Origin of the sequence: Frigoribacterium sp. PvP121 (assembly GCF_017833115.1) — a bacterium.
GTDB lineage: Bacteria > Actinomycetota > Actinomycetes > Actinomycetales > Microbacteriaceae > Frigoribacterium > Frigoribacterium endophyticum.
Genome location: NZ_JAFIBR010000001.1, coordinates 2,589,611 through 2,610,239, shown reverse-complemented (window position 1 = coordinate 2,610,239; position 20,629 = coordinate 2,589,611). Strand labels below are relative to the sequence as shown.

The following is a 20,629-nucleotide window of genomic DNA, read 5'->3' as shown; positions in this document are numbered from 1 at the left end:
ACCACGACAGAAGGACGACACCATGGCCGGACTCTCGCTCGCCAAGGGCAACAACCTCTCGCTCACCAAGACCAGCCCCGGGCTGACCGTCGCCACCGTCGGCCTCGGCTGGGACCCGCGCACGACCAGCGGCGAGGCCTTCGACCTCGACGCCTCGGCCCTCCTCGTCGGCCCGGCCGGCAAGGTCCGCTCGTCGGCCGACTTCATCTTCTACAACCAGACCGAGGCCGCCGACGGCTCGGTGAAGCACCTCGGCGACAACCGCTCCGGCGCCGGCGACGGCGACGACGAGCAGATCTCGATCGACCTGCAGAGCGTCTCGGCCGACGTCGACCGCGTCGTCATCGCCGTCTCGATCGACCAGGCCGACGAGCGCCGCCAGAACTTCGGCCAGGTCCGCGGCGCCTACTGCCGCGTGCTCGACCAGGACGACAAGGAGATCGTGCGCTTCGACCTCAGCGAGGACGCCGCGCCCGAGACCGCCATGGTCTTCGCGGAGGTCTACCGGAGCGGCTCGGAGTGGAAGTTCAAGGCCGTCGGCCAGGGCTACACCACCGGCCTCGCGGGCATCGCCGGCGACTTCGGCGTCACCTTCGGCTGAGCCGCCCCCACCACCCGGTTCCCCACCCCGTCGACACCTCAGGATCGGATCACCCATGAGCATGACCCTCACCCCTCCCGACCCCGACGAGAGCGGCGAGCTCGTCCTGCGCGCGCCCGAGGCGCCGGCGATCGTCGAGCCCGAGACCGCGCCCGGCATGATCCCCGTGCCGGAGGACCGCCAGGTCGAGATCCGGCGCCAGGCGCAGGAGTTCATCCGCGACGTGTCGACGCTCGACCCCCGGGCACCCGAGTTCACCGAGAAGGTCGAGGGCATCTCGAGCCTCGCCAGCGCCGAGATGACCTCGTCGAGCGGCTACTCGACGCGCATGCTCGAGCGGTCGACCTCGTCGGTCGCCGGGGCGAAGCGCGGCGGCGACAGCGCCCAGATCAAGGTCGCGAACACCCTGGGCGACCTGCGGTCGACGGTGGAGGACCTCACGCCGAACCAGGCCGACCTCGGCGTGGGCCGGAAGATCCTCGGGTTCATCCCGGGCGGGAACAAGCTCGCGAAGTACTTCCAGAAGTACGAGTCGGCCCAGACCCAGCTCGACGCGATCATCAAGTCGCTCATGTCGGGCAAGGACGAGCTGCTGAAGGACAACGCGGCCCTGGCCGGCGAGAAGCAGCAGCTCTGGGAGACGATGGGGCAGCTCAGCGAGTACGCCGTCTTCGCCGACGCCCTCGACCAGGCCGCGACCGCCAAGATCGACTCCGCCCGCGCCTCCGGTCAGCTGGAGCAGGCGCAGAAGCTCGAGGCCGACGTGCTCTTCCCGATCCGCCAGCGTCGTCAGGACATCCTCACGCAGCTCGCGGTGTCGGTGCAGGGCTACCTCGCCATGGACCTCATCCGCAAGAACAACGTCGAGCTCGTGAAGGGCGTCGACCGGGCCCGCACGACGACCATCGCGGCCCTCCGCACGGCCGTCACGGTCGCGGCGGCCCTCGCCAACCAGAAGATGGTGCTCGACCAGATCGACGCCATCAACACGACGACGAACAACATGATCCTGCAGACCAGCGAGATGCTGAAGGACCAGACCGCCCGCATCCACGAGCAGGCGTCGTCGTCGGGCGTCAGCGTCGACACGCTGCAGAAGGCGTTCGACAACGTCTTCGCGACGATGGACTCCATCGACTCCTTCCGCTCGCAGGCCGCGCAGAACATGTCCGGCACGGTGGCGGCCCTCGAGGCCGGCATCACCCGGGCGAAGCCGTACCTCGAGCGCAGCCGCCAGGGCGAGGCCGCCGAGGTCGGCGGCGCGGCCGCCCGCCCGGCGCTGGGCGGCCCCTCGGCCTAGCCGATGGTCTTCGGCAGGATCTTCGGGCGCGACCGGGACGACTCCGTCCCGGCGCGTCCGTCGTCGACCCCGGGGGAGGCGGTGGCCGCGGCCGGCGAGGCCGTCGCGTCGGCCCTCGGGCAGGGCTCCACGTCGCCGGAGGCCCGTCGGCTCGAGGAGCTGGCGCGCTCGATCGACGCGGGCGGCGGCCGTCTGCCCACCCTCGTCACCTCGCGCCTGCTCCAGATCGTCGACGTGCTCCGCGAGTCCGCGGCCCTGATCGAGTCGCAGGGCGCCTCGACCGAGCAGCGGGTGCTCATGGAGCAGCTCGTCGAGGACCACGTGCCCACGCCGCTCGGCCGCTACCTCTCGCTGCCCGCGGCCGACCGCACCGACGACTCCCGCCCCACCGCCCTCTTCGTCGAGCAGCTCGGCATCGTCCACGAGACCGTGCTCGACTTCACGAACCAGGTCAGGCTCGGGGCGATCGAGGAGCTGTCGACCCACGGCCGCTTCCTCCGTTCGAAGTTCGACGAGCCGACCCTCCGACTGGAAGGACCCTGATGGGCGAGATGGTGCCCGGCAGCAACGCCGCGCTGACCGCCGAGAACCCCGACGTGCACGAGCTGCTCGTCGGCTTCTCGTGGCAGACCACGCCGAGCCGCGGCCCGCAGCCCGAGCTGGTGCCCCTCGCGGTGCTCTGCGGCGCGGACGGCACCGCCCGCACCGGCGACGACGTGGTGTTCTTCAACCAGCTGGTCTCGGCCGACGGCGCCGTCGCGTTCGACGGCGACGCCGACCAGGAGCAGATCGACGTCGACCTCGCCCTCGTGCCCGACGACGTGGCCAAGATCGTCTTCGTCGTCTACGTCGACCCCGACCGCCGCGGCCTCGGCACCTTCGGGGCCGTCCGCCAGGCGAGCATGCGCGTCGCCACGAAGGACGGCCGCGACCTCGTCCGCTTCGTCGTGCCGAGCGACGAGAACCACGCGATCGACGCGATGCTCTTCGGCGAGCTCTACCGGCACCGTGACGACTGGAAGTTCCGCGCCCTCGGCCAGGGCTACACCACCGGCCTCGCCGGGGTGGCCCGCGACTACAAGGTGACGCTCTAGCCGTGGCCGAGCGTCCGACGCGCACCGACCTCGTCTTCCTGCGACGGCGGGTCAAGCCGCAGGTCGCGGTGCCCGACGTCCCCGCCACGCCGGCACCGGCGCCGGTCTCGACTCCGGTCTCCGTGGCTCGTCCCGCCCCGGCTCCGGAGGCGCGGGCCAGCGACCCGGGGCGCGCCTCCTCGGGCCTGTCGCTCGGTGGCCCCCGCAGCTCGACGCAGTCGGGCGCGTCGGGCACGTCGGGCACGTCGGGCCCGTCCGGTGCGACCGGCCCGACCCGCCCCGCCCGCCCGTCGCGCCCCGCGCCGTTCCCCGCGCCCGACGTCACCGACGTCCGCGAGCTGAGCCGCGACCAGCCCGTCGTGCGGCTCTCGCCGCGGCGGTCGGCGATCGGCACCCTCGTCGTCACCGGCGGCGTGCACGCCGTGTGGGAGAGCACGGAGCTCGTCGACGGGGCCGCCTTCTCGACCGGCCAGCGCATGGGCGACGTCGTCACGACCAGCGGCAACCGCCCGCTCGTGGCCTTCGACGGCGACGAGGTGCTCGTGGCCCTGCGGCACGTGCGCGAGCTGCGGCGTGCCCTGGTCGTCGCCGGCGACGGCGCGTGGCTGCAGGTCGAGCTGCCCGGCGACCGCCGGCTCTCGGTCGACCCGGCCGAGCCCGGCGAGCGGGTCGCGCTGGCGATGCTCGTCGTCGACGGCCTCCTCGAGCTGCGCCGGGTGACCCTGCCGGACACCCTCACGCCACCTCTCGTCCACCAGAGATTCGGGTACTCGATCCCCGAACGTCCCGGCGACAGCGCCCCGAACGGGAGATGATCGCCCATGCGCCATTTCGGCTTCCTCAGCGACGAGCAGCTGTCGCTCGTCTTCCACACGATCCCGCAGAGGCTCGACCTCTCGTCGCCCGCCCCGCTCCTCGCGGTCGCCCTCGGGGCCACTCTCTACTGTCCCGGCACGCGCCCCGACCTCGTCGGTGCGGTGCACAAGCAGGCGGCCCGCGGCGTGATGAGCATGGTGCTCTGCCTGGAGGACAGCGTCGCCGACGACGAGGTCGACCAGGCCGAGGGCGCCGTCGTGGCGGCCCTGGCCGAGCTGCACCGTGAGCAGGCCGGCCACCTCGCGCCCGACGCGGCGCCGCTGCCCGTGCCCCTGCTCTTCGTGCGGGTGCGCACGCCCGAGCAGATGCTCCGCGTGGCCGAGCGGACGGGGTCGGCCCTCGACGTGCTCAGCGGCTTCGTGCTGCCGAAGTTCGAGAACCAGGACGGCTACGCCGACCGCTTCTTCGCCGTGCTGCACGAGATCCACGAGCGCTTCGACCAGGGCGGCGACGCGGCTCGCCGTCGCCTCCGGGTCATGCCCATCCTCGAGTCGCCCGTGATGATCCACGCCGAGACCCGCACCGCGGCGCTCGAGGGCATCACCGAGGTGCTGCAGCGCCACCGCGACGACGTGCTCGCCGTCCGGATCGGCGCGACCGACCTCTCGAGCGCCTTCGGCCTCCGCCGGTCGCGCGACCTCACGATCTACGACGTGGGCGTCGTCGCGTCGATGATGGCCGACATCGTCAACCGGCTCGGGCGCCACGAGCGCGGCTTCGTCATCAGCGGCCCGGTGTGGGAGCACTACGCCGACACCGAGCGCCTGCTGCGCCCCCAGCTGCGCATGACGCCGTTCGTCGAGGCCGACGACGTCGACCTGCGCCGCCGCCTGCTGCTCGAGAACTTCGACGGCCTGCTGCGCGAGATCGCGCTCGACCAGGCGAACGGCATCACGGGCAAGACCGTCATCCACCCGTCGCACGTCGCGCTCGTGCACGCGATGAGCGTCGTCAGCCACGAGGAGTACCACGACGCCCTCGCGATCACGGGTCGCCAGGGCGGCGGCGCGGTCGCCTCGCCGTACCGCAACAAGATGAACGAGATGAAGCCGCACCGTGCCTGGGCCGAGCGCACGCTGCTGCGCGCCGCGGCGTTCGGGGTCGCCGCGGAGGAGACCACGTACGTCGACCTGCTCGAGCTCAGCATGCGGGCGACCTCGCTGAGCCTGGCCGGAGGCGCGGCGTGAGCGCGAGCCCCCGCCCGGTCTCCGAGGCGGTGCGGTCCGCCGCGCCCGCCGTGCCGATGTCGCCCGAGAGCGGCTTCGTGCACGACCGGGTCGGCATCGTCGTGCGCTCCGAGGGCGACGGCCTCGTGCCCGTCGAGCTCCTCGTCGGCCTCGCGCTCCGGCGGAACCCCCGCCGGGCGCACCTCCTCGTCTCCACCGTGCTCGCCAAGCACGTGCCGACCGTCCCCGGCCTCGCCGTGGTGGCGGGCGAGCTGCTCGGCACGGCGGCGGACCTCGCGCTGGCCGAGGGCGACGCGGGCGCCCGCGGTGCCGACCTCCGGCGACTGGCGGCCGAGTTCACGAGGCTGCTGGCCGAGCGCGAGGCCGTGGGGGAGGCGCGGACGCGACTCCGGGGCGACCTCGCCGCCCTGCGCCGCGAGCTGGCAGCCCTCCGCACCGGGCACCCCGGCGTCGCGACGCTCGGCTACGCCGAGACGGCGACCGGGCTCGGGCGCCTCGTCGCCGACGCGCTCGGCTCGTGGTACCTGCACTCGACCCGTCACGACCCCGCGGGCGCCGTCGCCTTCGGCGCCTTCGAGGAGGCCCACTCGCACGCCACCAGCCACCGGCTGCTGCCGACCGACCCGTCGCGCCTCCGCGTCGGCGGCACCGTGGTGCTCGTCGACGACGAGCTGAGCACCGGCGCGACGGTGGTCGACACCGTGCGCGACCTGCACGCGCGGGTGCCGCAGGAGCGCTTCGTCGTGGCGGCCCTCGTCGACCTCCGCGGCGACGACGACCGGGCCGCGCTCGACGCCGTGGCGCGCGAGCTCGGCACCCGCGTCGACGTCGTGGCGCTCGGGCAGGGGCGCGTCGAGCTGCCCGCCGACGTGCTGACGGTCGGAGCCCACGTGGCGGCCGGGCTCGGCGAGGCCGAGCCGACCCTCCACCGGGCCTCGGCGGTCGACGCCGTCGCGCTGCTCGACCTCCGCGACGTGGTCGCGCCGGTGCGCAGCGAACGGTTCGGGGTCGACGCCCCGGCCGCGACGGCCGCCGTCGACGTCGCGGGCATCGTGGCGGCCGTGCTCGAGGGCCTGCCGGCCGACCTGCGCGAGGGCGCCGGCGGCGACGACCCCGTCGTCGTGCTCGGCACCGAGGAGTTCCTCTCCGTGCCCCTCGCCGTCGCGCACGAGCTCGACGCCCACCTGCCCACACGGGCCTCGTCGACCACGCGGTCGCCCATCGCCGTGCTCGACCGCCCCGAATACGCGGTCGCCTCGGGCGTCACCTTCCGCAGCCACGACGTGACCCTCGACGGCCCCGGGCCGCGGCACGCCTACAACCTGTCCCGGGCCGGAGCCCGGCCGCGCGTGGTCGTGCTGATGCCCGAGCCCGGCACCGACCCCGCTGAGCTCGTCGGCGCCGGGAGCGTCACCGAGGCGCTCCGCGCGGTCGCCGAGCACGTGCTCGTCGTGCTGCTCGCGGCGGCCGACGACGCCCCCGCCCCCGCGCCCGCCGGCCCCGCCGACCGCCTCACCGAGAGATCCACCGTGCAGCCCAGCCCCACCTCCACCGACTCCGCCTCCACCGACTCCGCCGCGGCCCCGACCGGGGCGTCGCCCGCCGAGGCAGAGCTGCCCAGCCTGCCCGAGCCCCTCGTCGGCCCGGCGTTCGGCTCGTACGACGCCGACGACGTGTCGTGGCTGCTCACCGACCTCGGCGACGCGCAGCTCGAGGCGCCCGCGCACGAGCGCGAGGCGACGCTGCAGGGCGGGACGGCCAACTACGCCGAGTCGCTGCCGATCGAGTACCAGCCGACCCCCGAGTACCAGGCCCTGTACGAGGAGGCGCTGGCCCGGTCGGCCGACCGCGTCGCGACGGCCGTCGGCGTCGTCACCGACCTCGTGCTCGCCGCCCGTGACCAGGCGCCGGTGCTCGTCTCGCTCGCGCGGGCCGGCACCCCCGTCGGCGTGCTGATGCGCCGCTGGGCCGCCCGAGTGCGCGGCGTCGACGCCCCGCACCTCACGATGAGCATCGTGCGCGGCGTGGGCCTCGACCCGGTCGCCCTGCGCTGGCTGGTCGCCCACCACGACCCGGCGCGCGTCGTCTTCGTCGACGGCTGGACGGGCAAGGGCGCCATCACCCGCGAGCTCACCGAGGCGCTGGCGCGCTTCGAGGAGACCGACGGCGTGCGCTTCGGCGACGACCTCGCCGTGCTCGCCGACCCGGGCCGCTGCGCGTCGACCTGGGGCACCCGCGACGACTTCCTCATCCCGTCCGCCTGCCTCAACTCGACCGTCTCGGGCCTCGTGTCGCGCACGGTCTACAACCGCCGGCTGATCGGCGACCACGACTTCCACGGCGGCAAGTTCTACGCCGAGCTCGCCGACGCCGACGTCTCGCGCGCCTTCGTCGACACGGTCTCGGCGTGCTTCGACGCCGTCGTCGACGAGGTCGACCGCCGCGTCGCGGCCGCGGCGACGGAGGCCGACCGGTCCGCCGGCCCGACCTGGGCCGGCTGGGAGGCCGTCGAGCGCATCAGCGACGAGCAGGGCGTGCACGACGTGAACCTCGTCAAGCCCGGCGTGGGCGAGACGACCCGCGTGCTGCTGCGGCGCGTCCCCTGGAAGGTGCTCGTGCACACCGACGCCCTCGACGAGGTGCGCCACGTGCTGCTGCTGGCCGAGCAGCGCGGCGTGCCGGTGGAGGTCGTCGACGAGCTGCCGTACAGCTGCGTCGGGCTGATCCACCCCGTGCACACCGCCGGGGCGACCGGTGCCGACGGGCGGGCGGTGCGCGCCGACCCGGCGCCGTCCGCCACGACCGACGGAGGCGACCGATGAGCCGCGCCCCCGTGGTCGTCGCCTGCGACCTCGACCGCACCCTCATCTACTCCGCGGCCGCGCTGCGCCTGCAGGGCGACGACCGCGACGCGCCCGACCTGCTCGTGGCGGAGGTCTACGGGGGCGTGCCGATCTCGTTCACGACCCGCGCCTCCGAGGGCCTGCTCGTGTCGCTCGCGGCCGCGGCGCACCTCGTGCCGGTGACGACGCGCACCGTGGCGCAGTACCAGCGCGTGCGGCTGCCGGGCGTGCGGCCGACGCACGCGGTGACGACCAACGGCGGCGCGCTGCTCGTCGACGGCGTGCCCGACCTCGACTGGCGTCGACGGCTCGACGCCCGCGTCGCGGAGGAGTGCGCGCCCCTCGCCCAGGTGGAGGCCCTCCTGACCGACGCGCACTGGAGCACGTGGACTCTCTCGGTCAAGGTCGCGGAGTCGCTCTTCGTCTACGCGGTCGTCGACCGCGCCGAGATGCCCGAGACGGCGGTGGCCGACCTGGCCGCGCGCTGCGACGAGCTCGGCTGGACGGTCTCGGTGCAGGGCCGGAAGGTCTACTGCGTGCCGAGCCCGGTCACCAAGGCGGCCGCCCTCGAGGAGGTGCGGGCCCGCACGGGCGCCGATCTCGTGCTCGCCGCGGGGGACTCGCTGCTCGACCAGGGCATGCTGGAGGTCGCCGACCACGCCTTCCGCCCTGCCCACGGCGAGCTGCACGACCTCGGCTGGACGGCGCGGCACCTCACGGTGACCGACGCCGACGGCGTGCTGGCCGGCGAGGAGCTGCTGCGGCGCATGTCGGCCGTCGTCGCCGACGCGGCCCGCACCCCGGCACCCGTCTCCGCGTAGCGCCCGGTCGGCGAGCCCGGAGGGGAGAGCGTCAGCGGGGGGAGTCGCCCTCGCCGCGCTGAGGGTCGCCGCCCGACGGGCGCTGGCCCTGGCCCTGGCCGCCGGCGTCGTGCAGGTCGCGGCCGTCGGCCTCGCCCTCGGGCAGCGTGCCGCGGCGCGGGTCAGCGGCCTCGAGGTCGTCGTCCGACGGGGACGCGGTGCCGCCGCGCGGTGCCTCCAGCTCGTCGTCGGCCGCGTCGCGCACGGCGTCGTCGAGCGCCTCGCCGTCACGGGCGTGGGCGACCACCGAGCGGGCCGTCGCCCCGAGCACCTCGGCGGCGTCGACGCCGCGGGCGTCCGCCAGGGCGTGGCTCAGGCCGGCCGCGAGGGCCCCGCCGGCCGTGCCGAGGGTCGTGACGACCTCCTGCTGCCGCTCCGTGAGGGGCTGGTCGGTCTGGCCCGCCACGACCTCGCGCAGGTTCTCGTCGCTCGCGTCGAGGGCCGCGTCGTCCTCCTGCGTGATGGCGGTGGCGTGCGAGACGATCGCGAGCGCGAGCTCGGCGGCGTCCTGCTCGGGCGTGCGCGGTGCGGTCGAGTCGTCGGAGTCCATGCGCGTGACGCTACGCGGAGGGTCCCTCGCATTGTCGGCGTCCTCGGAGGCGCGGAGCGGCGACCCGTGGTCGGTCGCCCCGGCACGCGCCTCCGCGAGTCCGAGACCGCACCGAGTCCTCAGCGCGCTCGAGTCCTCAGCGCGCTCGAGTCCTCAGTGCGCTCGAGCCCTCAGTGCGCCCCGCGGCGCCGGGCCTCCGCGACCGCCTGTGCCGCGCCTCCCCGGAACGGCGCTCCGTGGCCGGGCAGCAGCACCCGCGCCCCCGTGGCCGCGATCCGGTCGAGCGACGAGAGGGCCAGCTCGCTGTCGGCCGTCGCCGCACCCGCGACGATCTGCGCGCCCCGTCGGCCCGTGTACGGGTCGAGCGTCACCACCGCGTCTCCGACGATGACCGCGTCGCGGTCGGGCAGGTGCAGCGCGACGTGGCCGTCGGTGTGCCCCGGGGTCTCGAGCAGCACGGCGCCCTCGGGCAGGGCCGCCTCCGCGATCGGGCGCGTGTCGAGCACGGCGGGCACGGAGAGGGCACCGGCCAGGGCCATGCGGGCCAGCGCGGGCACCGCGGCGGGGTGCTCGACCGGGTAGCGCCACCGGGGCCGCTCGTGCCGGTACGAGTACGGGTGCCGCGCGAGCCGGGCGTCGTCCGGGTGCACCCAGACGGGCAGCCCCCACTGCTGACGCAGGCGCCGGGCCGTGCCGACGTGGTCGAAGTGCGCGTGCGTGAGCAGCACGCCGTCGACGTCGCGGAGGCCGTGGCCCAGCTCGAAGAGCGACTCGACGAGGTGGGGCCACACCCCCGGCAGGCCCGCGTCGACGATGAGCACGCGGTCGCCGTGCTCGACGAGGTAGAGGTTCGTGTCGGCGTGCTCGAGCCGGTGCACCCCGGGGGCGACGTCGCGGTCGAGCACGGCACGGGGGCGCAGGGGAGACATGGCTCCCACGCAAGCACCGGGGCTCGTCGGCCGGTGACGCCTTGACACGGCGGGGCGCGACCGCCTAGTCGAGCAGCCCGCGGATGTCGTCGGCCGTCAGCGCCGAGCTGAAGACGGCGTCGTCGTCGACGACGGCGTCGAAGAGCGCGGCCTTCTTCTGCTGCAGCGCGAGGACCTTCTCCTCGACGGTGTCGTTCGCGATCATCCGGTACACCATGACGTTCTTCGTCTGGCCGATGCGGTGCGTGCGGTCGACGGCCTGCGACTCCGACGCGGGGTTCCACCACGGGTCGAGCATGAACACGTAGTCGGCCTCGGTGAGGTTGAGCCCGAAGCCGCCCGCCTTGAGGCTGATCAGGAACACGGGGGAGGCGCCCCCCTTGAACCTCTCGATCACCTCGCCCCGTCGCCGCGTCGAGCCGTCGAGGTACTCGTGCGCCGTGCCCCGCTGCTCGAGGCGCTCGGCCACGCGCCCCAGGAAGGAGGTGAACTGGCTGAAGACGAGGGCCCGGTGCCCCTCGGCCACGACGTCGTCGAGCTCGTCGAGCAGCTGGTCGAGCTTCGCCGACGGCACGTCGGAGTACTCGGGGTCGATCAGCGCCGCGTCGAGCGCGAGCATGCGCAGCAGCGTCAGCGACCGGAAGACGATGAACCGGTTGCGGTCGAGGTCGTCGATGAGGTCGAGCAGCTTGAGGCGCTCGCGCTGGAGGAACGCGTCGTACAGCTCGCGGTGCGCCGGCGCGAGGTCGACGCGCAGCAGCTGCTCCTGCTTGGCGGGCAGGTCGGCGGCGACGAGCTCCTTCGTGCGGCGGAGCATGAGGGGCCGGATGCGCGCCCGCAGCCGCGCGAGCAGCTCCGGTCGTTCACCGGTCGCGATCGGCTTGACGTAGTCGTCGGAGAAGCGGACGTGCGTCGAGAGCAGCCCCGGGGCCACGACGTGGAAGAGCGCCCACAGGTCGGTCAGCGAGTTCTCGAGCGGCGTGCCCGTGATGGCGAGCTTGAACGGCGCGTCGAGCTCGACGGCGCAGCGGTGCGCCTGCGAGGCGGGGTTCTTGACGAACTGCGCCTCGTCGAGCACCAGCCCCGCCCAGGCGTGCCGGGAGTAGCTGGCCGAGTCGAGCCGGAACAGCGCGTACGACGTGACGACCAGGTCGACGTCGCCGTCGGCGAGGGCCGCGGCGAGGCGTCGGCGGCTCTTCGCCTCGGTCTCGGTCACGACGTGCACACGGAGGCCGGGGGTGAAGCGCGCCGCCTCCGATGCCCAGTTCGGCACGACCGAGGTGGGCGCGACCACGAGGAACGGCGGGCGCCCCGCCGACCCGGCCGGTGCCTCTCGCTCGCGCCCGTGCGCCGGTGCCTCCCGCTCGCGCACGTGCGCGACGAGCGCCAGCGTCTGCACCGTCTTGCCGAGGCCCATGTCGTCGGCGAGGACCCCGCCGAGCCCGTGCTGGTGCAGGAAGGCCAGCCAACGGAAGCCGTCGAGCTGGTACGGCCGCAGCTCGGCGTCGAGGCCGGCCGGCACGGGGGTCTCGGCCACGCCCGGCAGCTGGTCGCCGGCCGCGAGCTCGAGCAGGCCGCCCACGGCGCTCCGCCAGGCGTCGGCCTGCACGGTCGCATCGGCGAGGTCGTCGAACTCCGACCAGAGCGAGGCCTGGTACCGGTTGATGCGCGGCCCGGCCTCCCACTCGTCGAGACCGGTCGCCTCGTCGATCAGGCGCTTCAGCTCGTCGAATGCCGGGTGGGCGAGCGACAGGTACGACTTGTCGACGAGCAGCATCTTGTCGCGTCGCTTCGCCAGGGCCGTGAGCAGCGGCACGAGCGGCACCGTCCGCCCCTCGACGGTGACGAGCACCCCCAGGTCGAACCAGTCCCTCTTGTCGGTCTCGACCGTGGTGACCGTCAGGTGCGGCGCCTCGGTGAGCTCGCGGTAGTCGGGGCGCTCACCGTCGACGACGACGCGGAGGTCGTCGCGCCCCTCCAGCCCGGGCAGGCGGGTGGCCACGAACTCGGCGGCGGCGACGCCCTTGAGGGTGGCCCCGCGCGCGGGCACGCCGAGCGCCTCCAGATCGAGCGGCGTCTCGTGCGCGGAGAACGGCTCGGTGCGGCCGGCGATCACCCAGCGCCAGGTCAGCGCGAGCGTGTCACCGGCGCCGAACGACGCCGTGAGCACGAGCTCGGGAGGCAGCACCTCGGGCAGCGCGACCGACTCGTCACGGCTGGTCACGGCGACCGCCTGCTGCAGGCCCGGGTACCAGTCGCGGAGGAACTCCTCCGCGTCGGCCTCGGGCACCGTGATCTCGGCCGTGCTCGTCAGCAGCTGCTTCTGCTCGGGGGCCAGCGGGGCGACCGTCGGGGCGAGCACGACGCCGAGGTGCGGCTGGGGCGTCGCCACGTAGACGCCGTGGTCGCCGATCGTGCCGGTGTCGGCGGCGGCGTGCGGCTCGCCGTCGACCGTGACCCCGGCGCTGAGCACGAGGCCCCGGCCCGGCTCGGTGCGCGCGTCGACGGTGACGCGGGCCTCGGCGGCGACCGTCACGTCGGTGGCGCGCTTGCCGGTGACGAGGGCGACGCCGAGCCGGCGGGCCTCGGCGAGCAGGGGCCAGAGCAGCGGGCTCGTGAAGTCGTCGAGCATCAGCCAGTCGGCCTCGCCCGGCACGTACGAGGCGTGCACGGACCGGTGCAGGGCGGCGAACTGCCCGAACCAGGCGTGCTGCTCCGCCCCGATCGCGAGACGGTTCATCTGGTAGGGCAGCGACGTCCAGGTCAGGTCGCCCCGCACCCAGTTGCCGGTGGGGCTGAGGCTGACCGGCCGGACGCCCAGTCGCCAGCTCGCCGCCCCCGACGGCCGGGCCGGAACCGGGGAGGCGCCCCCCGCGCCCGCGAGGGAGCTGCCGCTCACGAGGCCGCCGCCGAGCCCGCCCGTCGAGCGCTCGTGCCGGTCGACGCGCGGGGCGTCCCACCGCGCGCTGCGGGGCGGGGCGACGCGCGGCCGCAGCTCGAAGAGCAGGCCCATGGAGGTGGTGCGGGCGTCGCGGGGCGCCGGCCGGCCGGTGAGGCCGCCGAGCCGGGCGCGCCAGTCGTCGGGGGAGGGGGCCGCGTCACCGGCTCCTGGTCCGCCGGCCCGGGTCGAGGCGCGGTCGGCGTCGCCGGCCGGCGCGGCCGCGGGCGGTGCGAGCGCGGCCGCGTTGTTGGCGAGCAGCACGGCGGCCACGTGCTTGCAGTCGCCGCCGAGCGGGCAGGTGCAGGTGCTGCGCGAGGGGCGGCTCTGCTCGCCGCGCGTCGGCTGGAGGACGATCTCGCACCGGTAGGGCTCGGCGGTGCTGCCGCGCACGGTGCCGGTGACGACCTGGTCGACGGGGTCGTACGTGATGTCGCTGACCCGGTCTTCGCGCGAGTACTGCCGCCCCTTGGCGAACGGGCGCGGGCCGACGAAGCGGATGACGTCGACGGCGTCGACGAGCGGCGCGACGTCGAGGAGGGGCATGACGTCCATCTTCGCAGCGACCGCCGACACCCGTCGCCGCCGCGCACCGGCCCCGGCGAGGCCGCCGCGGATGGTAACCGGGGACGTGCCGCGCAGGCAAGGCCCCCGGCACGGTCGGCCCTCACCGCGACTCCCGTCGTTCACTGACGTCGACCAGGGGTCGCCGCGCCGAGGGGCCGGGGCCCGACGACGAGGGAGGACGAGCCGTGCGAGCGATGACCTACCGGGGGCCGTACAAGATCCGCGTCGAGGAGAAGGACGTGCCCCGCATCGAGCACCCGAACGACGCGATCGTGCGGGTGACCCTGGCGGCGATCTGCGGCTCCGACCTGCACCTCTACCACGGGCTCATGCCCGACACCCGGATCGGGCACACCTTCGGCCACGAGTTCATCGGCGTCGTCGAGGAGGTGGGGTCGTCCGTCGAGACGCTGAAGAAGGGCGACCGCGTGATGGTGCCCTTCAACATCTACTGCGGCTCGTGCTGGTTCTGCGCGCGCGGGCTGTGGTCCAACTGCCACAACGTCAACGCGAACGCCACGGCGGTCGGCGGCATCTACGGCTACTCGCACACCACGGGCGGCTACGACGGCGGCCAGGCCGAGTTCGTCCGCGTGCCGTTCGCCGACGTCGGGCCGAGCATCATCCCCGACGACATCGCCGACGAGGACGCCCTGCTGATGACCGACGCGCTCAGCACCGGCTACTTCGGCGCGCAGCTCGGCGAGATCGGCCAGGGCGACACGGTCGTCGTGCTCGGCGCCGGGCCGGTGGGCCTCTTCGCGGCGCGCTCGGCGTGGTTCATGGGCGCCGCGCGGGTGATCGTCGTCGACCACCTCGAGTACCGGCTGGAGAAGGCCCGCACCTTCGCCCACGCGGAGACGATCAACTTCGCCGAGCACGACGACGTGGTCGTCGAGCTGAAGAAGCAGACCGACTACCTGGGAGCCGACGTCGTCATCGACGCGGTGGGCGCCGAGGCCGACGGCGACCTCGTGCAGCACCTGACCAGCGCCAAGGCCAAGCTGCAGGGTGGGTCTCCCGTCGCCCTGAACTGGGCCATCGACGGCGTCCGCAAGGGCGGCACCGTCTCCGTCCTGGGCGCCTACGGCCCCCTCCCGAGCGCCGTCAAGTTCGGCGACGCCCTCAACAAGGGCCTCACGCTGCGCATGAACCAGGCACCGGTCAAGCGCCAGTGGCCGCGCCTCTTCGAGCACATCCGCGCCGGGCACTTCCGGCCGAGCGACGTCGTCACCCACCGGGTGCCGCTCGAGCACATCGCCGAGGGGTACCACCTCTTCTCCGCGAAGCTCGACGGGAACATCAAGACCCTCGTCGTCCCCGGCGCCTGACCCCGCCCCCCGACCCTCACGACCCACCGACATCCCCGCATCCGGAGGCCCCCCATGAGCGACCACGACGACGTCCCCCTCGCCTACCTCCCCTCGAAGCCCCGCGCCGTCCCCACGCAGGAGCAGCTCCGGGCCCGCGTGCCCGGCTGGGGCGCTGACCTCGACCCGGCCGACCGCCCGTCGCACCCGAAGCTGCAGTACGCGCCGGGCGCCTCCGGAGCCCACTGGGAGTTCCCCGAGCGGCAGCCGGGCGGCGAAGGGCGGGAGCGCTCGATCGAGCACGCCTTCGTGACGCCGGTCTTCGGCACGGCGCAGCCCTTGCACGGGCTCTCGGGGGCGATCCGGCGTGTCGCGTACGACCGCTACAGCGAGGGCCGGCTCGCCCACTGGCTCCTGCTCGTCGTCGGCGACCGGGTCGACTCGACCGGCGCCCACCTGCGGTCGCTGGTCAGCGGCCGCCCCGACGACCTGCTGCGCGAGACCGGCGTCACGGCCGAGGCCCGGAAGGAGGCGCGGGCCACGTCGCGGGACCGCACCCGCGTCGACCGCCACCACCGCTGGCTCGACCCGCTGATCGTCGCCGGGCCGTGGGTCGTCACCGGGGTGGTCGCGGTGCGGGGCGTCGCGAAGGTGGTCCGCGCCCTCCGCTGAGGGCGCCGCCCGCGTGACGCCCCGAGGGCGCGACGGGGGACAGCTCGGGGCGGTCCGGGGCGCGCCGCGTACCCCGCTGACCGCGACCTGGGTGACACCGCGGGTGAGGGCGTACCGTTCCACGGGCTGGAAGCGTTCAGCGCTCCCACCGGCCGGTGTCGCAACTGCACCCCTGCCCGTGAAGCTCAGTCGCAGGGCGACGCCAGCGCCAGACAGGGCACGACCGCCGGCGCGGTCGTGCCCTGTCGTCGTCCCGAGGGCGGACGACCCTCGGCCGGGTGGGCGCGCGCGCCCCTCGCGGGGTGCCACACTTGTCGCGACGAGTCCGACCCCGTGCTCGTCGACCCCGGCCTGATCCCTGCCGGAGCACCGAGAGCTGCCGCGGACCGACGTCGTTCCCGAGCACCTGCCCCGACCGACATCGATCCACCGAAGGAACCGCGCCATGTCCTCCCTCCTGCCCCGCGACTCCTCGCGCCTGGGCGAGCTCCGGGCCCTCCTGTTCGACCTCGACGGCGTGCTCACGCCGACCGCCGAGGTGCACATGCGGGCCTGGTCGCGCCTCTTCTCCGAGTGGTTCGCCGCCCACGACCTCGGCCCGTACACCGACGCCGACTACTTCGAGCACGTCGACGGGCGACCGCGCTTCGACGGCGTCCGCGCGATGCTCGCGGCCCGCGGCGTCACCCTGCCCGAGGGCCACGACGACGACAGCCCCGACACCGAGACGGTGCGCGGCCTCGGCAACCGCAAGAACGCCGTCTTCGCCGCCGAGCTCGCCGAGAACGGCGTCGAGCCCTACCCGGGCAGCGTCGCCTTCCTCGACCGGGCGATCGCGCTCGGCGTGCACGTCGCCGTCGTCTCGAGCTCGCGCAACGCCGTGCCCGTGCTCGAGGCCGCCGGCCTCCGCGACCGCTTCGAGGTCATCGTCGACGGCGCCGTCGCCGCGGCCGAGGGCATCGCCGGCAAGCCCGCTCCCGACACCTACCTCGAGGGCGCCCGCCGCCTCGGCCTCACCGCGGAGGACTGCGTCGTCGTCGAGGACGCCACCTCCGGCGTCGAGGCCGGGAGGCGCGGGTCGTTCGGCCTCGTCCTGGGCGTCGACCGCGGGGCCGGCCACGACGCCCTGCTCGCCTCGGGCGCCGACGTGGTCGTCGACGACCTCGGCGACGTGGTCGACGCGCTCGGCGCGACCCGCGACTCCACCGGCTCCGGCAGCTCCGGCAGCACCGACGACACGACCAGCAGCGACACGACCAGCAGCGACGCAGAGGACCCCGCGTGAACACCATCACCACCGACCCGCTCGACCGGCACCGCTTCCCGGTCGACGAGTGGGCGCTCGTCGAGGACGAGTACGTGCAGGGCGACGAGGGCGTGACGGAGACGATCTTCGCCGTCGGCAACGGCTACCTGGGCCTCCGCGGCAACCCCGACGAGGGGCGCGGCGGCCACTCGTTCGGCACCTACGTCAACGGCTTCCACGAGACCTGGCCGATCCGCCACGCGGAGGAGGCCTTCGGCTTCGCCCGCGTCGGGCAGACGATCGTCAACGTGCCCGACGCCAAGGTGATCCGCCTCTACGTCGACGACGAGCCGTTCGTGCTCTTCGAGGCCGACATCCTCGACCACACGCGCCGCCTCGACTTCCGCGACGGCGTGCTCACGCGCGACGTCGAGTGGCGCACCCCCTCGGGCAAGCGCGTGCTCGTCCGCAGCCGGCGCCTGGTCAGCTTCGAGGACCGCCACCTGGCGATCATCGAGTACGAGGTGACGGTGCTCGACGCCGACGCGTCGCTGCTCATCTCGAGCCAGATCCTCAACCGGCAGGACATGGGCGACGAGTACCACGCGGGCATGCGCGCCGCGGCCGGCGCCTTCGACCCGCGCCGTGCCGAGGCCTTCGACTCGCGCGTGCTCCAGCCGGTGCTGAAGCGCAACGGCGGCACACGGGCGGTGCTCGGCTACCGCACGACGAACTCGGGCATGACCATCGCGGTCGGCGCCGACCACGTGATGGACACCGAGAACGAGTGGGACGAGTCGTCGTCGATCGACGACGACCTCGCCAAGCACGTCTACCGGGTGCGGGCCAAGGCCGGGGTGTCGACGCGCATCGTCAAGACGATCACGTACCACACCAGCCGCGGAGTGCCCCCGCGCGAGCTCGCCGACCGCTGCGACCGCACCCTCGACCGCGTCGCCGAGGAGCCGCCGTCGGCGATGTTCGACGCGCAGCGCGCGTGGCTCGACGACTACTGGGCCCGCACCGACGTCGTCGTCGGCGGCCAGCCCGAGGTGCAGCAGGCCGTACGCTGGAACCTCTTCCAGCTCGCGCAGGCCACGGCACGCACCGACGGCCAGGGCGTCGCCGCCAAGGGCGTCACCGGCTCGGGCTACGGCGGCCACTACTTCTGGGACACCGAGATCTACGTCCTGCCCTTCCTCACCTACACGGCGCCGAACGTCGCCCGCAACGCCCTGCGCTTCCGCCTCGGCATGCTCGACGCGGCCCGCGACCGGGCGGTCGAGCTGAACCAGCGCGGCGCGCTCTTCCCGTGGCGCACCATCAACGGCCTCGAGTCGTCGGCGTACTACGCCGCCGGCACCGCGCAGTACCACATCGACGCCGACATCAGCCACGCCCTGAGCCAGTACGTGCAGGCGAGCGGCGACCTCGACTTCATCGAGCGCGGCGCCGTCGACATCCTGGTCGAGACCGCGCGGCTCTGGGCCGACCTGGGCTTCTGGCGCTCGAACGGCGACCAGCGGTTCCACATCGACGGGGTCACCGGCCCCGACGAGTACACGACCGTCGTCGACGACAACCTCTACACGAACGTCATGGCGCGCGCGAACCTCCGGGCCGCCGTCCGCTACGTGACCCGCCTGGCCGAGGAGTCGCCCGCCGCCTACTCGAGGATGGTCACCCGCCTCGACCTGGAGGACCACGAGGTCACCGGCTGGCAGGTCGCCGCCGAGGCCATGGAGATCCCCTACGACGAGCACCGCGGCATCCACCCGCAGGACGCGCAGTTCCTCGACAAGGAGCTGTGGGACCTCGAGTCGACGCCGGCCAGCAAGCGCCCGCTGCTGCTGCACTACCACCCGCTCGTGATCTACCGCTTCCAGGTGCTGAAGCAGGCCGACGTCGTGCTCGCGCTCTTCCTCCAGGGCGACGAGTTCACCGCCGAGCAGAAGCTCCGCGACTTCGAGTACTACGACGCGCTGACGACCGGCGACTCGACCCTCTCGGGCGTCGTGCAGTCGATCATCGCGGCCGAGGTGGGCCACCACCAGCTGTCGCAGCAGTACTTCCTGTCGTCGCTCTACGTCGACCTCGCCGACCTGCACCGCAACACGGCCGACGGCGTCCACGTCGCCTCGACGGGCGGCATCTGGAGCGCGCTGGTCAGCGGCTACGGCGGCATGCGCGACTACCTCGGCGACATCACCTTCGACCCGCGCCTGCCCGCCGACTGGGAGGAGCTGAGCTTCAAGCTCACGATCCACGGCTCGCGGGTGCGCGTCGACCTCGCGCAGCACGAGATCGTCTTCACGGTCGAGGAGGGCACCGGCGTCAGCGTCGGCGTCCGCGGCGAGCGGGTGGAGGTCGGCGAGCTGCCCGTGCGCGTGGCGCTCGACGACCAGGGACCCCGCATCACGACGAAGGTGCCGACGACGAGCGACCTGCGCGGCCTGATGCGCGCCGACGGCTCGGTCATCACGGCGTCGATCCCGACGATCAGCATCGACCGGTACGACGACGACGAGGCCGCTTCGTAGCGGCGGGTCCAGGTCCTCCCCGGCGGGCCGGCGCTGGCCGGCCGGGGAGGACACGCACCCGCCGAAGGCTGGTGGGTCTTCCTGCGGACGCGTCGGGGGTCGACCCGCGGTGCCGAGCAGGCCCTGCCGACCCCGGCCCCGTGCGCCGACGCCTCCGCCGAGGCGTCGCCCGGCCTAGAAGGGCCCGGCCGCCGAGGCGATCGCCTGGAAGAGCGCCGTCGTGTCGGCGTCGCGCTTCTTGACGCTCGCGCCGATCGTGCCGGCGGGGGAGTGCACCTCGCCGGTCACGCGGATGCCCTGGTCGGTCGGCGTGAACACCAGGCGCACCACGTCGCGGTCGCTCGCCGTCGCGCTGCGGCGCAGCAGCTCGGCGCCCTCCTCGTCGGCCGCGGTGACGCTGAAGCCCGGCGTCGACTGCACGGCCCGGCGCACGAGCCCCGGCAGCAGCGCGGCCGGGAGCTTCAGCTCCAGGGAGGCGCGGGTCACGTCGGGGTCGCCGGTCACGATCTGCGGTGCGCGTTCGTCAGCCATTGGGCGAGGCTACGGCACGGCGTCGAGGCCGTGCGCGGCCGAGGCTGCACCGTCGCACTCCGCAGCGTCGCACTCCGCCCCGCTGCCGCTCAGTCCCCGACCTCGTCCTCGCAGTCGAGCCCGCGCGCGATGAGGCCGCGGTAGTCGTCGCACTTCGCGGTGAGCACGCCGAGGTCGGCCCGGAGCTGCGCCATCTGCTGCTCGATCGTCGTCACCTGGGCCTCGAGCAGGGCCAGCCGCACGGGGTGCGTCGCGAGCTCGCCCCGGCCCGCCTGCACGAAGGCGCGCACGTCCGCCACCGGCATGCCCGTCCGCCGGAGCGCCTGGACGAGCCGGACGAACCGCACGGCGGCCGGGCCGTACCGGCGTCGGCCGTCGCCGCCCCGGCCGACGAGGGGGAGCAGGCCCTCCCGTTCGTACCAGCGCAGGGCGTCGACGCTCAGGCCGGTCGCCTCGGCGACGCGACCGATGCCGACCGGGGCGACCCGCGCCTCCTCGAGGACGTCGTCGAGGTGGGCCGCGTCGTCGACGCGACCCGCGTCGCCGTCGACGGGACGGAGCGGGGGAGGCGTCGTGAGCGTCATC

The 20,629-nt window shown here is 74.2% G+C and carries 17 protein-coding genes; 12 read left to right on the top strand and 5 right to left on the bottom strand.

What is annotated here, in order from left to right:
• Positions 1–22: 22 nt before the first annotated feature.
• From JOE43_RS12185 to JOE43_RS12150, 8 genes are read left to right on the top strand one after another with little or no spacing between them, the layout of a single operon-like run.
• The gene (locus tag JOE43_RS12185; protein WP_056055259.1) at positions 23–601 is read left to right on the top strand and encodes a TerD family protein; all 579 of its coding nucleotides are present in this window, start codon (positions 23–25) and stop codon (positions 599–601) included.
• A 55-nt stretch (positions 602–656) separates the two neighbouring features.
• The gene (locus tag JOE43_RS12180) at positions 657–1,901 is read left to right on the top strand and encodes a toxic anion resistance protein (protein ID WP_245187149.1); all 1,245 of its coding nucleotides are present in this window, start codon (positions 657–659) and stop codon (positions 1,899–1,901) included.
• A gap of 3 nt (positions 1,902–1,904) precedes the next feature.
• Entirely contained in the window at positions 1,905–2,444 is a 540-nt protein-coding gene (locus JOE43_RS12175) for a hypothetical protein (protein ID WP_209518049.1), read from the top strand.
• Positions 2,444–2,995: a TerD family protein gene (locus JOE43_RS12170; RefSeq protein WP_209518046.1), complete on the top strand. Its 552-nt coding sequence runs from the start codon at positions 2,444–2,446 to the stop codon at positions 2,993–2,995. The genes JOE43_RS12175 and JOE43_RS12170 overlap by 1 nt, the downstream gene beginning before the upstream one ends.
• A gap of 2 nt (positions 2,996–2,997) precedes the next feature.
• Positions 2,998–3,810, top strand: a complete 813-nt coding sequence (locus JOE43_RS12165) for a hypothetical protein (protein ID WP_209518044.1) — start codon at positions 2,998–3,000, stop codon at positions 3,808–3,810.
• A gap of 6 nt (positions 3,811–3,816) precedes the next feature.
• Entirely contained in the window at positions 3,817–5,058 is a 1,242-nt protein-coding gene (locus JOE43_RS12160) for an HpcH/HpaI aldolase/citrate lyase family protein (protein WP_209518042.1), read from the top strand.
• Positions 5,055–7,880, top strand: coding sequence for a phosphoribosyltransferase domain-containing protein (locus JOE43_RS12155; RefSeq protein WP_307803358.1), 2,826 nt, complete (start codon positions 5,055–5,057; stop codon positions 7,878–7,880). The genes JOE43_RS12160 and JOE43_RS12155 overlap by 4 nt, the downstream gene beginning before the upstream one ends.
• On the top strand, positions 7,877–8,722 hold the full coding sequence (locus JOE43_RS12150) for an HAD family hydrolase (RefSeq protein WP_209518040.1): 846 nt from the start codon (positions 7,877–7,879) through the stop codon (positions 8,720–8,722). Before JOE43_RS12155 ends, JOE43_RS12150 begins: the two co-directional genes overlap by 4 nt.
• Before the next feature lie 31 nt (positions 8,723–8,753).
• Here the strand turns inward: JOE43_RS12150 and JOE43_RS12145 are convergent, their stop codons facing one another.
• The 3 genes from JOE43_RS12145 to JOE43_RS12135 form a co-directional block, all read right to left on the bottom strand.
• A complete protein-coding gene (locus JOE43_RS12145; protein ID WP_209518038.1) occupies positions 8,754–9,311 on the bottom strand; it encodes a hypothetical protein in 558 nt (185 codons plus the stop codon).
• A gap of 170 nt (positions 9,312–9,481) precedes the next feature.
• Positions 9,482–10,240 carry an MBL fold metallo-hydrolase gene (locus JOE43_RS12140; RefSeq protein ID WP_245187148.1) on the bottom strand — a complete coding sequence of 253 codons (759 nt, stop codon included), beginning with the start codon at positions 10,238–10,240 and terminating at the stop codon, positions 9,482–9,484.
• Positions 10,241–10,304: 64 nt separating this feature from the next.
• Entirely contained in the window at positions 10,305–13,724 is a 3,420-nt protein-coding gene (locus JOE43_RS12135; RefSeq protein ID WP_209518036.1) for a DEAD/DEAH box helicase, read from the bottom strand.
• Between the two features lie 206 nt (positions 13,725–13,930).
• Here JOE43_RS12135 and JOE43_RS12130 point away from each other — a divergent pair, with 206 nt between their 5' ends.
• From JOE43_RS12130 to JOE43_RS12115, 4 genes are all read left to right on the top strand, one after another.
• Complete coding sequence (locus tag JOE43_RS12130) at positions 13,931–15,076, top strand: zinc-dependent alcohol dehydrogenase (RefSeq protein WP_209518034.1); 1,146 nt, start codon at positions 13,931–13,933, stop codon at positions 15,074–15,076.
• Positions 15,077–15,130: 54 nt separating this feature from the next.
• Positions 15,131–15,727: a hypothetical protein gene (locus JOE43_RS12125; protein WP_209518032.1), complete on the top strand. Its 597-nt coding sequence runs from the start codon at positions 15,131–15,133 to the stop codon at positions 15,725–15,727.
• Positions 15,728–16,172: 445 nt separating this feature from the next.
• Positions 16,173–17,012 (top strand): HAD family phosphatase, encoded by an 840-nt coding sequence (locus JOE43_RS12120; RefSeq protein WP_209518030.1) that lies wholly within the window; start codon positions 16,173–16,175, stop codon positions 17,010–17,012.
• Positions 17,009–19,513: a glycoside hydrolase family 65 protein gene (locus JOE43_RS12115; protein ID WP_209518028.1), complete on the top strand. Its 2,505-nt coding sequence runs from the start codon at positions 17,009–17,011 to the stop codon at positions 19,511–19,513. The genes JOE43_RS12120 and JOE43_RS12115 overlap by 4 nt, the downstream gene beginning before the upstream one ends.
• A gap of 174 nt (positions 19,514–19,687) precedes the next feature.
• On the opposite strand, the gene JOE43_RS12110 is transcribed toward JOE43_RS12115, so the two are convergent.
• Together JOE43_RS12110 and JOE43_RS12105 are read right to left on the bottom strand one after the other, a co-directional pair.
• The gene (locus JOE43_RS12110) at positions 19,688–20,044 is read right to left on the bottom strand and encodes a hypothetical protein (RefSeq protein ID WP_209518026.1); all 357 of its coding nucleotides are present in this window, start codon (positions 20,042–20,044) and stop codon (positions 19,688–19,690) included.
• An 89-nt stretch (positions 20,045–20,133) separates the two neighbouring features.
• Positions 20,134–20,628, bottom strand: coding sequence for a MerR family transcriptional regulator (locus JOE43_RS12105; protein ID WP_209518024.1), 495 nt, complete (start codon positions 20,626–20,628; stop codon positions 20,134–20,136).
• Position 20,629 lies beyond the last annotated feature (1 nt).

Excerpts from the sequence above, each read along its gene's own strand:
- JOE43_RS12160 (WP_209518042.1), top strand. The coding sequence starts at position 3,817 with ATGCGCCATTTCGGCTTCCTCAGCGACGAGCAGCTGTCGCTCGTCTTC.
- JOE43_RS12105 (WP_209518024.1), bottom strand. The coding sequence starts at position 20,628 with ATGACGCTCACGACGCCTCCCCCGCTCCGTCCCGTCGACGGCGACGCG.
- JOE43_RS12145 (WP_209518038.1), bottom strand. The coding sequence starts at position 9,311 with ATGGACTCCGACGACTCGACCGCACCGCGCACGCCCGAGCAGGACGCC.
- JOE43_RS12185 (WP_056055259.1), top strand. The coding sequence starts at position 23 with ATGGCCGGACTCTCGCTCGCCAAGGGCAACAACCTCTCGCTCACCAAG.
- JOE43_RS12120 (WP_209518030.1), top strand. The coding sequence starts at position 16,173 with ATGTCCTCCCTCCTGCCCCGCGACTCCTCGCGCCTGGGCGAGCTCCGG.
- JOE43_RS12180 (WP_245187149.1), top strand. The coding sequence starts at position 657 with ATGAGCATGACCCTCACCCCTCCCGACCCCGACGAGAGCGGCGAGCTC.
- JOE43_RS12170 (WP_209518046.1), top strand. The coding sequence starts at position 2,444 with ATGGGCGAGATGGTGCCCGGCAGCAACGCCGCGCTGACCGCCGAGAAC.
- JOE43_RS12125 (WP_209518032.1), top strand. The coding sequence starts at position 15,131 with ATGAGCGACCACGACGACGTCCCCCTCGCCTACCTCCCCTCGAAGCCC.
- JOE43_RS12135 (WP_209518036.1), bottom strand. The coding sequence starts at position 13,724 with ATGCCCCTCCTCGACGTCGCGCCGCTCGTCGACGCCGTCGACGTCATC.
- JOE43_RS12150 (WP_209518040.1), top strand. The coding sequence starts at position 7,877 with ATGAGCCGCGCCCCCGTGGTCGTCGCCTGCGACCTCGACCGCACCCTC.
- JOE43_RS12175 (WP_209518049.1), top strand. The coding sequence starts at position 1,905 with ATGGTCTTCGGCAGGATCTTCGGGCGCGACCGGGACGACTCCGTCCCG.
- JOE43_RS12140 (WP_245187148.1), bottom strand. The coding sequence starts at position 10,240 with ATGTCTCCCCTGCGCCCCCGTGCCGTGCTCGACCGCGACGTCGCCCCC.
- JOE43_RS12110 (WP_209518026.1), bottom strand. The coding sequence starts at position 20,044 with ATGGCTGACGAACGCGCACCGCAGATCGTGACCGGCGACCCCGACGTG.